A 14,044-nucleotide genomic window follows, 5' to 3' on the forward strand; every position below is an offset into this window, starting at 1 on the left:
ATGGGTTGGGGTCTCCGGATTTTCGCGGGGACGCTGGCCCTCGCGGTCGGTGCGGCGGGCGGGATCGGCGTCTGGGGTTACCAGCGCTATTCGGCCCCCGGACCGTTGGAACAGGTCGAGACGGTCGTCATCCCGCGAGGCAGCGGGCTTGAGGCCATTGCCATCACGCTGGGCGACTCCGGCGTGATCGGCTCGCCGCTGGTGTTCGTCGCCGCGGCCAAGCTATCCGGCACCTTCCGTGAGTTGAAGGCCGGCGAATACCAGTTCCCAGCGGGAATCAGCATCGAGGGTGTCCTGGAGCAGATGCGCCAGGGCCGCACCGTCGTGCATCGCATCACCGTGCCGGAAGGGCTGACCTCGGCCCAAGTGGTGGCGCTTCTGGAACGGGAGACCGTGCTGACGGGCGACCTCGCGAAGCCGCCGAAGGAAGGCTCGCTTCTGCCGGAGACCTACCACTTCGCCTATGGTGACAGCCGCGCCGCCCTGATTGAGCGGATGCAGACGGCGATGACCCAGACCTTGGCGGAGGCGTGGAAGACCCGCGACCAGAACCTTCCCTTCGAAACGCCGCAGCAAGCGCTGACGCTGGCGTCCATCGTCGAGAAGGAGACCGGTGTCGCCGCCGAGCGGCCGCGGGTGGCGGGGGTTTTCGTCAATCGGCTGGAAGCCGGCATGAAGCTGCAGTCGGATCCGACGGTGATCTATGCGCTGACCGATGGCAGCGGAGAGATGGGGCGGGCGCTGACCCGCAACGACTGGAAATTCGAATCGCCCTACAACACCTATGTGGTGACCGGCCTTCCGCCGGGCCCCATCGCCAATCCCGGCAAGGCGTCGATCCAGGCGGTGATGAAGCCGGAGCGGCACGAGTTCTTGTATTTCGTTGCCGACGGCACCGGCGGCCATGTTTTCGCCAAGTCACTGACCGACCACAACCGCAACGTCGCCAAATGGCGCGAGGTCCAGCAGAGCCGGCAGCCCGATCACGGCGAAACGTCATCGGAGTGAAGGCCGGGGAGTGCCGCGGTCTGCGGCGGAGGGCCGATAACGATCCGCTTGGTTGCGTGTAATTCACAAATTGTGCAGTCTTCGCATCGCAGCAAGCCCAACCACCATTCCCTGGGGAGATGTGATGAGCGTGGATGTCGAACAGCGCATCCGTGACCGCGCCTATGCGATCTGGCTGGAAGAGGGCCGTCCGCACGGCCGCGAGGCCGACCACTGGTTCCAGGCCGAGCGCGCGATTCTGGCCGAAGCGGCGACCGTTGCCGATGTCGCCCCGGTCATCGCGGTGGTGAAGGCCCCGCGCAAGACCACCAATGCAAAGCCGCGGGCGGCAGTGAAATCCGCCGAACCGGAACAGACGACTCCCGAGCCCTCCAAGGCGCGCAAGCCACGCACCCGCAAGCCGGCCTCCGCCTGACCGGTGTTGGGCGGAGACCCTCGGGATCAGGCGGCGTTGGAGGCCTGCGGCAACTCCAGGTTCGAGACGATCATCACCCCGGCGGTCGTGCCGTAGTTCTTACGGGCGGCGCGCAATGCCTCCAGGGCTTCCGTCAGGCTTTCCTCTGCGAAGCCCGGTGCCAATCCGGCCAGTTCCCGCTCCGTCAAGTCGATGAAGGCGTCCAGCAGGCGCGCATGGATGCGGCTGGCCAAGCGGACTTCATCGGCGACCTTCTGTGCGGGCATGGGTAGCTCCATTGGTGTCGTGTGGGTCTAATGATCGGTAGAGCGTCTTCTCGGGATCGAACGTCCCGCAAGGCCGATTAGGCGTCGAATAGGGTTAAAAGAACTTTAAATGCTAGATATCTCCGGCAGGGATTAAGAATTACCACTTCGGATTCTATCGAACCGACGATTGCCTGCCGTATTTCGTGACCGGATCATGCCGCCGTTCTGACCGCCACCAAAGAACTTCAGTGACCGGCCCTGCTCGATGGCTCCGGCGGCCCGGGAACGTGCCGCGGACCGGCTTTCTGTTGACCATTGCAACCAATGGGACGACCACAGTTCATGAAGTGGATTTCATGGACGGGTCAGGTTGGGGACAGGGCGGCCGGGCTATTGTCCTTCTTGTGACGCGGTCGGGCCAGCCCCCCTGAAACACCGGCCCGTCACGAATGAGCGTCTTCTTATCTGGTGTCTCTTCCCGATGGTCCCCTGCCATCGGATATGACCGTCCGGTTCTCCCGTTTGCCTCCGGATGGTACTTATCGGCGGAGCGCGTCCGCGGCCAAATCCAAGGCCGACGTTGCCCCCCACCATAGGCCCCTGGCCTCGGGTGCGCTCCGCCGTCCCTTCTTTTCTCCGATGCTGTTCAGTGGCCTTGACGTGGCTGGGTCCACCCGGCTTTCTGGATGCCGTCGAAGGCTTTCCCGGTAGCGACCCGACCGTGCGTCCCGCCATTCTGTTTCCGCTGTTCAAACCGGTCACGGCACTCCCCGGCCTCGGCCCCAGGCTGGGCAAGCTGGTGGATAAGCTCGCCGGTGCCCATGTCGTCGACCTGCTGTGGCATCTGCCCTGCGGCGTCGTAGACCGCCGCTTCTCTCCGAAAATCGCGCAGGCGCCGCACGGGCGCATCGCCACCCTGACCGTGCGCATCGATTCGCACGCGCCGCCGGTGAACCCGCGCCATCCCTACAAGATCCGCTGCACCGACGAGACCGGCGTGCTGGAGCTGGTCTATTTCCATGTCCGCGGCGACTGGCTGTCGAAGCAGATTCCGGCCGGCACCACCATGGTGGTCTCCGGGAAGGTGGAGTGGTTCAACGACACCGCCCAGATCACCCATCCCGATGCCGTCGTCCCGGTCGATGCCAAGGAAGAACTGGAACTGGTGGAGCCGGTCTATCCGATGACCGCCGGCCTGCCGGCCAAGACCCTGCGCAAGGCGGTGCGCGCCGCCCTGAACGATATTCCGACGCTCGATGAATGGCAGGATCCGGCATGGCTCGCCCGCCGCCAGTGGCCCAGCTGGGCCGAGGCGCTGCGGCGTGCCCATACACCGGAGGATGAGGGCGACCTTGCCGCGACCGCACCGATCCGCTGCCGCCTGGCTTATGACGAGTTGCTGGCGAACCAGCTGGCGCTGATGCTGGTGCGGGCGAGCCAGCGCCGGCTGGCCGGGCGCGCGACCGAGGGCGACGGCAGGCTCCGCCAAGCGGCGCTGGCGGCTCTGCCCTTCTCGCTGACCGGCTCGCAGGCGGCCTCGCTGGAAGATATCTACGCCGACATGGCCGCCGAGCGGCGCATGCTGCGGCTCCTCCAGGGCGACGTCGGCAGCGGCAAGACCGTGGTCGCGCTGATGGCGATGCTGAACGCGGTGGAAACCGGCGCCCAGGCTGCCCTGATGGCGCCTACCGAAATCCTGGCCCGCCAGCATGCCGAAAGCCTCGCGCCGTTGTGCAAGGCCGCCGGCGTGGAGATCGGCCTGCTGACCGGCCGCGACAAGGGCAAGGCTCGTCAGGCCGTGCTCGACCGGCTGGCGTCGGGCGAGCTGCCGCTGCTGGTCGGCACCCATGCCCTGTTCCAGGAGGATGTCGCCTTCAAGGATCTGGCGCTGGCGGTGATCGACGAACAGCACCGCTTCGGCGTCCATCAGCGCCTCCAGCTGTCGGCCAAGGGCCGGGCGGTGGATGTGCTGGTGATGACCGCCACCCCGATTCCGCGCACGCTGACGCTGACCGCCTATGGCGACATGGACGTGTCGCGTCTGACCGAAAAGCCGGCCGGCCGCAAGCCGGTGCAGACCGTGACCATCGCGCTCGACCGGCTGGAGGAGGTGGTCCACGGCATCCAGCGCAAGGTGGCGGAGGGCGCGCGGGTCTATTGGGTTTGTCCGCTGGTCGACGAATCGGAACAGAGCGACCTTGCCGCCGCCACCGAGCGTCACGCCTTCCTGCGCGCCACCTTCGGCGACCGGGTCGGACTGGTCCATGGCAAGATGCGTGGGCCGGACAAGGACGCGGTGATGGCGGCCTTCGCGGAGGGCAGTCTGGACGTGCTGGTCGCCACCACGGTGATCGAGGTCGGCGTCAATGTGCCCGAGGCGACCGTGATGGTGATCGAGCATGCCGAGCGCTTCGGCCTCGCCCAGCTCCATCAGTTGCGCGGACGGGTCGGGCGTGGCGAGAAGCCGTCGAGCTGCCTGCTGATGTTCGATTCGAACTTGACGGAGACGGCGCGGGCGCGGCTGAAGACCCTGCGCGATACCGAGGACGGCTTCGTCATCGCCGAGGAGGATCTGCGCCTGCGCGGCGCCGGCGAGGTGCTGGGCACCCGGCAATCCGGCCTGCCCGGCTTCCGGATGGCCGACCTCGCCGTACATGGCGACCTGCTGGCGGTCGCGCGGGACGATGCCCGGCTGGTGGTGGACCGCGACCCCGACCTCGCCAGCCCGCGCGGTCAGGCGTTGCGGACCCTGCTCTACCTGTTCGAACGCGACGCGGCGGCCAAGACCTTGCGGTCGGGCTGATCGTCGCCGCCCTCTTGGTCGGGGCCGGGCGGCGGCTCCACCAGCGTAGGGCGCCGCTCTGGCGGGACGACGATGCCGCCGGACATCACCAGCTTCAGCCCGTCTTCGACGCTCATGTTCAGCACGGTCACCTCGCGGCGCGGCACCATCGCCAGATAGCCGGCGGTGGGCGGCGCACAGGGGATGAAGACGTTGACGAAATCGTCGGCGATGCCCGCCAGCTGCAATTGCACCTCCGGGTGGGCGGCGCCGGTGATGAAGCCCAGCGACCACACGCCGGGGCGTGGATACTGGATCGCCACCACCTCGCGGAAGGCATTGGATTTCTTCGCCAGCACCGTCTCGAAGATCTGCTTCACCCCGCCATAGACGGAGCGGACGACCGGCATGCGCCCGACCACCCCCTCGCCGACGCCCAGCACCAGACGGCCGACATAGCCGGCGGCGAAGGCGCCGATCAGGGTGACGGCGACGATGACCACCAGCACGCCGATGCCGGGAATCGAGAAGGGCAGGTAGTTTTCGGGATTGTAGGTGCTGGGGATCAGCGGGCGGATATAGCCGTCGATCAGCGAGACGAACCACCAGGCGATATAGACGGTGATGGCTATGGGGGCGGTCACCAGGATGCCGGCCAGGAAATAGGCGCGCAGCCGCCCCATGAACCCGATGCCCTCGCGGCGGTGCCGCGCCGGTTCCGCCGTCTGGGTCTTGGCCGCCTGGGCCTTTTGGGCTTTCACCTGACCCCTTCCGGGGACCTTCGGTTCAGTCTGATCTCCGCTCACGCCCGCCCATCCGCCGATCGTCTGTCCGCGCCATAGTGGGGCAAGCGCGGCCCTCTCTCAACTGCCGTTTGGCGGTGATGGGTCAGCCGACCAGCGATCCGGCGATCACACACATGAGGGTGACGGCCCCGGCGATTGCGGCGCCGTCGACATGGTTGGGGAAGGCGCGCCAGAACTCTTCGCGCGACATCGGTTCCGGCGCGTCGAACTCGTCCATCGACAGGCCGGCGGCCATGCCGCCGCAGGTGCGGTCGGCGATGGCGCCGGACAGATGGGCCATGGCGACGGCCAGATAGCAGAGCTTCACGAAATCCAGCAGGAAGCCCAGCGTGCTGTTCGCCTCGCCCAACGGGCTGGCGGTGAAGCCGGTGGCGGCGACCGTGCTCGCCATGGCGATGGCCGCGGCAAAGGGGATCAGGGCGACCGACAGCAGCCGTTGCGAATCGACACGGCGGGCGGTGGGCACGGTGAACAGGCTGGACATGGTCGGCGCTCCGGCAACGATGAACGGGGTGCGGTTGAGGGACGGGTCGGCGAGGCGTCGTTCCCTTCTGCGCGTTCGGCGTTAACGGAGGGTTGACACCGGCCATTGGTCACAGCGCCTTCCACCTTTGCGCAGGTCACGCTATCCTTTGGCGCAACAAACAGTCCGGGGCGGCTCCGGAACTTCCCGTACCGAAGGCCGAAATGACCAATTCCGACAGTCTGCCCGATACACCGGCCGACACTCCGGCCGCTGGGCTGGACCGCATCGAGTTGCTGCGTCCGCTTTCCGCCGGCCAGCGCGCCGCGGTGGCGCGCCAATGCCGCTGGCGCCGCTTCGCTCCGGACGAGCAGTTGATCGACCATTGGGCCGAGACCCGTGACGTCGCCTTCGTGGTGGAGGGGCGGGTGCGGGTGCTCAGCCACTCGGCCGGCGGGCGCGAGATCAGCTTCAGCGATATCGATGCCGGGGAACTGGTGGGAGAGATGTCGGCGCTGGACGGCCGGCCGCGCTCCGCATCGGTGGTGGCGCTGGAGGAGGGAGCATTGATCGCCTTCCTGCCGGCGAAGCCCTTCCAGACCCTGGTGACCGCCCATCCGGAACTGGCGATGGCGATGATGCTGCGCCTGTGCGACAAGCTGCGTGGCGCCACCGACCGCATCATGGAACTGTCGACCCTCGGCGCAAACAACCGGGTCCATGCCGAACTGCTGCGCCTTGCCCGGCGCGCGTCGCGGCAGGGCGCATCCGCGGTCATAACGCCGATCCCCGTCCATTCCGACATTGCCGCACGCGTCAGCACCACCCGCGAGACCGTGGCCCGCGTGCTGAGCGACCTGACCCGTGACGGGATGCTGGAACGCCGCTCCGACGCATTGGTCGTGCGCGATCTTCCGCGGCTGGAACTGCTGGTCGAGGATGTCCGCGGCGGCGCCTGAGGCGCAGGCCGAAAACGGATCGCCAAAAAAGAAAAGGCCGCGGCCGCCCGAATGGTTGGGCTGTGCCGCGGTCGCCTTTCAAACCCTCAGATTTTCTTGTTCTTGCGCTGTGATCAGCGGTGCAGGGACTGGAACAGGATCAGCGCCGGGGTGGACTTCACCCATTCCGTCAGGAACGCACCGACCGGACGCAGCAGGATGGCGGCGGGGGTGGCTTCCAGCCAATCGGCGATGAAATCGCGAACCGGGTGCAGGGTGTGGCTTTCGGCATGGAGGCCGCGGTCGCTGTGATGAAGGCTGAGGATGCTCATGATCGACTCCGTTGATTTGGGGGTGACGGGGGGGCGGGCGTCAGCGCTTCAGCAGGCTCAGGACGAAGCCGGCCGGGGTGGCGGCGACCCATTCGCGGAGGAAGGCGCCGACCGGCTGCAGAAGCAGATAGGCCGGGGTGGCTTCGAACCAGGCCACCGGGAATTCGGCGACCGCGTGCAGGGCGTCGTTCGAAGCGTGGTTGTCGGTGCCGGGCTGGAAAGTGGTGGTGGTCATCGTCGTCTCCATCGGGCTGTTGAGGAGACTATATACTGGTATACCCAATGCCAAATACGTTGCCTTTGCATTGCTGGCTGCTGCAAAAATTACAGCTATACAGAGATTTCCTTCGACCAATGGTCAAATATCAAATCAATCAGCATCACGGACTATCGTCCGGTCGCCGGAAGCGCTCCGATCCTCCAGTGGTGGCGGTGAAATGTTTGGTCGACCAATCAACGTCTTGACAGCGCCGGTTTGAAAAACGATTTCAGGGACATGGTTCAATACATCGGCCCCGATCCGCTCCGCAGCCTGCACGAGGCCGTGCAAACCCTGCGGCGCGAGCCTTCCTCCGTCCCCGAAGCCTCGCGCACGGCAAAGCTGCTGGCGCAGGGTCGAGCCCGCATGGCACGGAAGGTGGGGGAGGAGGCGATCGAGGTGGCGATCGAGGCGATGCGCGGTGACCGCGGCGCGCTGGTGATGGAAGCGGCCGACCTCTTGTACAATCTGGTCGTGCTGTTGGCCGACTTCGACATCGCGCCCGACGAGATCCTGGCTGAGTTGCGGCGGCGCGAACTGGCTTTCGGCATCGCGGAAAAGCTTCCGAAGTCCGAAGAACCGATCAATGCCCCGGCCGCGGGCTGCGGCAACGGCTCCGCCAACGGTGTGGTGGCCAATTCTCCCAAGCCGAGCACGGCCAAACGCTGCAAGCGCTGAGGTCTGTCAGAAGCTCATCGAAGCATTCGGCAGTCTCTAAACGGCGTCGCTCTCCTGCGGGAAGACCAGATCGAACCGTGTGCCGGCGTCTCTGGTGAAATGATACTCGCCGCGTATCTGCCGGGCGAAGGCCCGGATCAGGTCCATGCCCATCGACCGCCGTCCGGGGGTGGAGGGGTCCTCGGGTTCGGGGGCGCCGGTGCCGTCGTCCTGGATCGTCAAGTGCAGCGATCCGTTCTCCGCCGTCACCACGATGTCGATGGTCCCGGTACAGCGGCCGGTGAAGGCGTGCTTGAAGGCGTTCGACACCACCTCGTTCAGGATCAGGGCGAAGGGCACCACACGATTGAGGTCGAGGCTGAGCGGTTCCACCCGATGCCTGATGGCGATGGTCCTGCCCGGACGGCTGTGGAAGCTGTTCAGATGCCCGGCCAGGGCCTCGATGAAGCTGTCGAGCGCGACCACGGATACGCCGGTGGCGCGGTAGATCTGCTCATGGATCAGTCCCATCGTGTTGATGCGGGTCAACGCCTCGCTGAAGGGCGCCTCCAGTTCCGGCGCGCGCTGCGCCTGCAGTTCCAGCAGGCTGAGGATCACCTGCAGATTGTTCTTCACCCGGTGATGGATGTCGCGCAGCAACACCTCCTTGTCGGCCAAGGCCTGATCGAGGTGCCGGGTGCGTTCGGTGATCCGGTCCTCCAGCGCTTCGTTGGAGCGGCGCAATGCCTCCTGCGCCTCGGCGGCCTGACGTGACCGGTGCAGCGCGATGCCGCCCAGCAGGACAAGCAGCCCCAGTGCCGGGATCGCGAACAGCGCGTATGGTATCACCCTGTCGCGCCATGCCTTTTCGATCGACCCGACGTCGGTGCCGTAGACCACATAGATCGGCATGTCCGGCACCTTGCGGCGGGCCATCAGCCGCTCGATCCCGTCGGACGGCGTCACCGCGTGGAAGACGCCGTTCCTGTCGGGGATCGTGATCAGTTCCGGCATGCGCCCGATGTCGGCGCGGTTCTCAGGGACGTCCGACGGGGTACGGACCAGCACCTCGCCGTCTTCACGCATCAGCAGGATGACGTCGCTCGATCCTCGCAGGACCGAACGGTAGAAGTCGGCGAAATAGCTGGGCAGGAGTGAGATCTGCGCCACGCCCTGGAACTGGTGGTTCGGCAGTTCCATGCGGCGGCTGAGGGTGAAGAAAATCTCGAAGTTGATCTTGCCCGTCAGCCGCGGGCCGACGTGGATGGTGCTGCCCGGGTTCAGAAGGGCGAGGAAATATTCGCGGTCGCTCGCGGAGAGCGGGCGTATCGGCCATTCGAAGCTGCTGACGCGGACGCGTCCGTTCTCGTCGGTGATCCAATAGGACTGCACCTCCGGCGTCTGGGCCGCCATGGCTTTCAGGCGTTCGTGCAGCAGGGGAGAGCTGTCGATCCGGTCCCAACCCAGATCATCGACCATCCACTCCATATGAGACAGGGTGGCGGCATGGATCCCAAGAGTCTTGGCGGCATGCTCCTCCAGCACGCGGGCGATCGCGGCGCTGCGAACCTCCGCCTCGGTGATCACCTGGCTGCGGTATTGATAGGCCGCAAACACCAGCAGGGCGGCCGTAAGGGCGAGGGCGACCGCCAGCAGCGCCAGAATCGCCGGTGAAGCGGCCTTGCGTCCCCCACGGACGGTGTCCGGGCTTCCTGCGGCATGTGCATCCTGTTCGAAGCCGGCAGGGGTCATCGGGGCGAGATTGTCCGTTGATGGAGGGTGGCGAGGCTCAAGAATAGCGCAAAGGTCAACGCCCGTCACTCAACAACCATGTCGTGATGAAACAGTGTACAAATTCCCTGAAAGGTCGAGGTCTTCCGTATCGCTTCGATCCTGGGGGGCGATCGACGGCCCGATGTCGATGCCCTTGAAAATGAGCATCCCGGTCAATCGCAAAGGCAAGGCGGCCGAGGTGGCACTGGCCGGGCAGGGACACTGTGGTCGTCGACACTTCACACCCTTACTTTCCGGGCTTTCCGTTATGCGCCGTCGTAATAAAGCATTGTACAACATTGGCTTCGCCGTACATGACTCTTCGTTCATATGCGACAAATTGAAACGAATGCTGCCAATCCGCCTTATCGGTCTTGGAAGCGGCACCGTACGGTGGTTCCATTGCGGCAGGGCATAGGCAATCGCGCATAGTGTGACGGGGGCGTCGGATGGCGGTGATGGACGGGGGGTTGGACGACGAACTGCTGTTCGGCCCGGAGGACGGCGCCGCGACGGCTGCAAGTTCTCAACGGCCGTCCGGTGCGCCCTGGCCCGTCCTGGTGGTGGACGACGATCCCCAGGTTCACGCCATGACCGCGGTGCTGCTGCGCGACTTCGACTTCGACGGACGCCCGTTCGAGGTGGTGAGCGCCCTGTCGGCGGAAGAGGCGAAGGCGGTCCTCGCCCAGCGGCCCGACCTGCCCATCGCCCTTCTCGACGTGGTGATGGAGACGGAGGACGCCGGCCTTAAGCTGGTACGCCACATCAGGGAGGAGTTGGGCAACCGCCGCATGCGGATCATTCTGCGCACCGGTCAGCCGGGTCAGGCGCCGGAGCGGGACGTCATCGTCGGCTACGACATCAACGACTACAAGGCCAAGAGCGAGCTGACCGCGCAGCGTCTGTTCACCACGCTGGTCAGCGGCCTGCGCGCCTGGCGCGACATCGTGGCGATCGAGCGAAACAGGCAGGGGCTGGAACGGATTCTCAGCGCCTCCGCCCCGCTGTTCGAGATGCGGCCGATGCGCGCCTTCGTCGAACGGCTGGTGGAGCAGATCGCCCGCGTCGTCGATCACGGCAGCGCGCCGGCGGTCCTGGCCTGCCGTCCGGTCGACCGCGCCGACGGCAGCCGGACGATCGCCGTGGTGGCGGGATTGGGTGTCTATTCCGGCCGCATCGGGCTGGCGGTGGCCGATGTCCTGTCGGTCGGTGCGACGGCGGAAGTGGCGGAGGCCCTGCTGACCCAGCGCAACCTCTATCACGACGACCGTTGCGTCCTGGTCTTCCGCACGCGCGAGCATGGCGTGACCATCTTCCGGCTTGAACGGGCGGAGCCCTACACCGCGGACGAGCACCGCCTGCTGGAGCTGTTCTGCAACCGTGTCGCCATCGGCTTCGACAATGTCTGCCTGTACGAGGAGCTGGTGGCGCTGAACCACTCGCTGGAGCAGCGGGTGGAGGAGCGCACGCTCGAACTGGCCGCCAATCAGAAGGCGCTGATCCTGGCCAAGGAACGGGTGGAGCGGGCGCTGGAGCGCGAACTTCTCGCCCGCGACCGGCAGCGCCAGTTCCTGGGCATGGTCAGCCACGAATTCCGCACGCCGCTCGCCATCATCGACAGCGCGGCGCAATTGCTGGCGATGCGGGCCGGGCAGGTGGAGCCGGAGATGCTGGAACGGTTGGCGGTGATCCGCGGCAGCGTCCAGCGTCTGACCGGTCTGATCGACGCCCATCTGACCGACGAGCGGCTGCAGACCAACGCCCTCGTGCTGGAGCGGGCCGAGGTCGACTTGGCCGACCTGATCGACAATGTCGTCCGGCCGTTCCGCGTCGCCTATCCCGACCGTGAATTCAGGATGACCCTGGCCGGTTTGCCGCGGCGGGCGGAGGTCGACGCCAACCTGATCGGGCTGGTCCTGAACAATCTCGTCAACAACGCCGTCAAATATTCCGGCCTGGGCGAAGCGATCGATCTACACGGCGACACCGACGGCGCCATGGCGGTGATCGAAGTGACCGACCATGGCCGCGGCATTCCCGAACCGGAGCTTCCGCGCCTGTTCGACCGCTTCTTCCGCGGGTCGGGCGCCTCCGGCGTGCCCGGCACCGGCATCGGTCTGCACACCGTGCAGCAGATCGTCCATCTGCATGGCGGCGCCGTCGCGGTCGACAGCACGCTGGGAAAGGGTTCGACCTTCCGGGTCGTGCTTCCCGTGTGATGCAGCCCGATGTCGCGGTCGCCGGAATGCCTGATTCCCGAAAGACTATGGCCCTTTCTCGTTGGAGATGACATAGTCGGCTGACTCCCGGCACCTGTGGAACGTCAGGCCACAACCATGCTCGCCCAACAGTATGCGTCGATTAAACGCGATCTCGACGAGAGGGGGATCGTGTTCTCTTTCAGCGGATACTTGTCGGAAGGGATACTTTACTCCCTCGGCGAAGCGCTGCGCGAGAAAATGGCGCTGGAGGAGGCCGATGGCCCCACCATCCGCCGCGTCTTCTCGGTCTTCGTCGAGCAGATGCAGAACATCATCCGCTATTCCGCGGAAAAGATGTCGGGCAGCGCCGGCCGCACGGTGGAACTCAGCGCCGGCATGGTCACCATCGGGATGGAGGGCGGCAAGGTCTTCATCGTCTGCGGCAACACCGTGCGCAACAGCGAGGTTCCCCGCCTGAAGGAGCGGCTGGACCATCTGAAGAGCCTGGATCGCGACGGCATCAAGACCTATTACCGCGAACAGCTTCGGGAGGAGCCGGACGACGGCAGCCGTGGCGCGACCCTGGGGCTGATCGAGATCGCACGGCGGGCCAGCGATCCCATCGACTATGATTTCGATGCGATGGACGCGGACCGCAGCTTCTTCTGCCTCAAGGTCCGCGTGTGAGCGGCCGAACCGAGCGATACGCCATGGACAGCCTGACCCTCCCCGCCACCGGACGCACGCCGGGCGTCTTCTTCGATTTCGCCGGCGGTCATTTACGCATGACCGGCGAATCGTACCCCGACGATGTCGCCGGTTTCTTCGGTCCGGTGTTCGAATCGTTGCGCGGCTTTCTCGACCGTCCGGACGGCGGCGCCATCCGCTTCGACATGGAGCTTCTCTATTTCAACAGCTCCAGCGCCAAGGCGCTGATGAACATCTTCCAGATGCTGGAGACGGTGGCCCGGGGCGGGCGGCCGGTGACGGTGACCTGGTGCGTCGGGGAGAATGACGAGTCGATGCGTGAACTGGGCGAGGACTTCGCCGAGGATTTGCGGCATGTCGTGTTCCAAATGCGGGAGTTGCCCGCCGGCGGGCCCCCGTGACCTTCAACCTCTTCGCCGCGGAGGAGGAGGCGCTTGCCAAGGCCCGCGCGCTGGAGAAGAGGCTGGGCGCGCTGGCGCCGGAGTGCCTGCCGGAGTTCCGCGACCTGATCGCCGCCTTCGAACTCAGCACGCGGGAGCAGCAGCGCCTCGTGCGGGTCAGCGATCGGCTGCAGGCCCAGCTGAGCGACGCCAATCACGAGTTGGAGCGGCGGCGCAGCGAGGCGGAGGCGGCGCTGGACAGGCTGCGCGAGGCGCAGGAGGCGATGATCCGGTCGGAGAAACTGGCCTCCCTGGGCGCGCTGGTCGCCGGCGTGGCCCACGAGATCAACACGCCGGTCGGCATCGCCGTTTCCTGCGCCTCGCATCTGGCCGACGCCACCCTGGCGATGCGCCGGCGGGCCGCCGACGGCGAGCTGGGCAAGGCGGAGTTCGCCCGCTATCTCGCCACCGCGATCGATACCACCGACCTGATCCTCGGAAATTGCGAAAGGGCGGCGCAGCTGATCGCCGGCTTCAAACAGGTCGCGGTCGACCGTGCCAGCGCCGAGCGGCGCAGCGTCAACCTTGCCGCCTACATCCAGGACACGCTGGTCAGTCTGCAGCCGAAGCTGCGTCCATCTGGCCACGCGGTCGCGGTGAACTGCCCGGCCGACCTGGAACTGGACAGCTATCCCGGCGTGCTGTCGCAGATTCTGTCGAATCTGGTGATGAACGCGCTGACCCATGCGTTCGCCGACGGATGGGCAGGGGACATGGCGATCACGGTCGACCGCCCCGATCCCGACACCGTCCGCCTGTGCTTCACCGACAATGGGCGCGGCATGATCGAGGAGCATCGCGCCAGGGCGTTCGAGCCCTTCTTCACCACCCGGCGCGGCCGCGGCGGCAGCGGGCTGGGTCTGCACATCGTCCACAATCTGGTGGTCGGAGCGCTGATGGGGTCGATCACCGTGGACAGTGCGCCGGATCGCGGCACCAGCTTCACCCTGCTGTTCCCCCGCCGCACGCCCGATCGGGCGTCGCCGGGCCAGGAATTGCCGGCGTCGGACTGAC

The 14,044-nt window shown here is 66.1% G+C and carries 15 protein-coding genes; 9 read left to right on the forward strand and 6 right to left on the reverse strand.

Annotated elements, in window-relative coordinates:
* Both mltG and FZ029_RS15970 read left to right on the forward strand, forming a co-directional pair.
* Complete coding sequence (gene mltG, locus FZ029_RS15965; protein WP_149270064.1) at positions 1-1,008, forward strand: endolytic transglycosylase MltG; 1,008 nt, start codon at positions 1-3, stop codon at positions 1,006-1,008.
* Between the two features lie 124 nt (positions 1,009-1,132).
* Positions 1,133-1,423 (forward strand): DUF2934 domain-containing protein, encoded by a 291-nt coding sequence (locus FZ029_RS15970; protein ID WP_149270065.1) that lies wholly within the window; start codon positions 1,133-1,135, stop codon positions 1,421-1,423.
* Between the two features lie 26 nt (positions 1,424-1,449).
* On the opposite strand, the gene FZ029_RS15975 is transcribed toward FZ029_RS15970, so the two are convergent.
* Positions 1,450-1,689, reverse strand: coding sequence for a hypothetical protein (locus FZ029_RS15975; protein ID WP_149270066.1), 240 nt, complete (start codon positions 1,687-1,689; stop codon positions 1,450-1,452).
* 703 nt (positions 1,690-2,392) lie between these two features.
* Here FZ029_RS15975 and recG point away from each other — a divergent pair.
* Positions 2,393-4,474 carry an ATP-dependent DNA helicase RecG gene (gene recG, locus FZ029_RS15980; protein ID WP_149270067.1) on the forward strand — a complete coding sequence of 694 codons (2,082 nt, stop codon included), beginning with the start codon at positions 2,393-2,395 and terminating at the stop codon, positions 4,472-4,474.
* On the opposite strand, the gene FZ029_RS15985 is transcribed toward recG, so the two are convergent.
* Both FZ029_RS15985 and FZ029_RS15990 read right to left on the reverse strand, forming a co-directional pair.
* Positions 4,426-5,214, reverse strand: a complete 789-nt coding sequence (locus FZ029_RS15985; protein WP_149197185.1) for a DUF502 domain-containing protein — start codon at positions 5,212-5,214, stop codon at positions 4,426-4,428. The two genes, recG and FZ029_RS15985, sit on opposite strands and share 49 nt — an antisense overlap.
* Before the next feature lie 127 nt (positions 5,215-5,341).
* A complete protein-coding gene (locus FZ029_RS15990) occupies positions 5,342-5,743 on the reverse strand; it encodes a hypothetical protein (RefSeq protein ID WP_149270068.1) in 402 nt (133 codons plus the stop codon).
* 203 nt (positions 5,744-5,946) lie between these two features.
* Between FZ029_RS15990 and FZ029_RS15995 the strand changes: the two genes are divergently transcribed.
* A complete protein-coding gene (locus FZ029_RS15995; RefSeq protein WP_149270069.1) occupies positions 5,947-6,681 on the forward strand; it encodes a Crp/Fnr family transcriptional regulator in 735 nt (244 codons plus the stop codon).
* 113 nt (positions 6,682-6,794) lie between these two features.
* Here the strand turns inward: FZ029_RS15995 and FZ029_RS16000 are convergent, their stop codons facing one another.
* On the reverse strand, positions 6,795-6,992 hold the full coding sequence (locus tag FZ029_RS16000; RefSeq protein WP_149270070.1) for a hypothetical protein: 198 nt from the start codon (positions 6,990-6,992) through the stop codon (positions 6,795-6,797).
* A 40-nt stretch (positions 6,993-7,032) separates the two neighbouring features.
* A complete protein-coding gene (locus tag FZ029_RS16005; RefSeq protein WP_247892325.1) occupies positions 7,033-7,227 on the reverse strand; it encodes a hypothetical protein in 195 nt (64 codons plus the stop codon).
* A 261-nt stretch (positions 7,228-7,488) separates the two neighbouring features.
* On the opposite strand from FZ029_RS16005, the gene hisE reads away from it, so the two are divergent.
* Positions 7,489-7,929, forward strand: coding sequence for a phosphoribosyl-ATP diphosphatase (gene hisE / locus FZ029_RS16010; RefSeq protein WP_149270072.1), 441 nt, complete (start codon positions 7,489-7,491; stop codon positions 7,927-7,929).
* Between the two features lie 36 nt (positions 7,930-7,965).
* On the opposite strand, the gene FZ029_RS16015 is transcribed toward hisE, so the two are convergent.
* Positions 7,966-9,660: a histidine kinase dimerization/phosphoacceptor domain -containing protein gene (locus tag FZ029_RS16015; RefSeq protein WP_149270073.1), complete on the reverse strand. Its 1,695-nt coding sequence runs from the start codon at positions 9,658-9,660 to the stop codon at positions 7,966-7,968.
* Between the two features lie 479 nt (positions 9,661-10,139).
* On the opposite strand from FZ029_RS16015, the gene FZ029_RS16020 reads away from it, so the two are divergent.
* From FZ029_RS16020 to FZ029_RS16035, 4 genes are all read left to right on the forward strand, one after another.
* The gene (locus tag FZ029_RS16020) at positions 10,140-11,900 is read left to right on the forward strand and encodes a DUF3369 domain-containing protein (RefSeq protein WP_247892326.1); all 1,761 of its coding nucleotides are present in this window, start codon (positions 10,140-10,142) and stop codon (positions 11,898-11,900) included.
* A gap of 117 nt (positions 11,901-12,017) precedes the next feature.
* Positions 12,018-12,569, forward strand: coding sequence for a SiaB family protein kinase (locus FZ029_RS16025; protein WP_149197178.1), 552 nt, complete (start codon positions 12,018-12,020; stop codon positions 12,567-12,569).
* Positions 12,570-12,592: 23 nt separating this feature from the next.
* A complete protein-coding gene (locus FZ029_RS16030) occupies positions 12,593-12,991 on the forward strand; it encodes a DUF1987 domain-containing protein (protein WP_149270075.1) in 399 nt (132 codons plus the stop codon).
* Complete coding sequence (locus FZ029_RS16035) at positions 12,988-14,043, forward strand: HAMP domain-containing sensor histidine kinase (RefSeq protein WP_149270076.1); 1,056 nt, start codon at positions 12,988-12,990, stop codon at positions 14,041-14,043. The genes FZ029_RS16030 and FZ029_RS16035 overlap by 4 nt, the downstream gene beginning before the upstream one ends.
* The last annotated feature ends 1 nt before the right edge of the window (position 14,044 follow it).

This window comes from Azospirillum sp. Sh1 (genome assembly GCF_008365135.1).
Classification (GTDB): domain Bacteria; phylum Pseudomonadota; class Alphaproteobacteria; order Azospirillales; family Azospirillaceae; genus Azospirillum; species Azospirillum oryzae.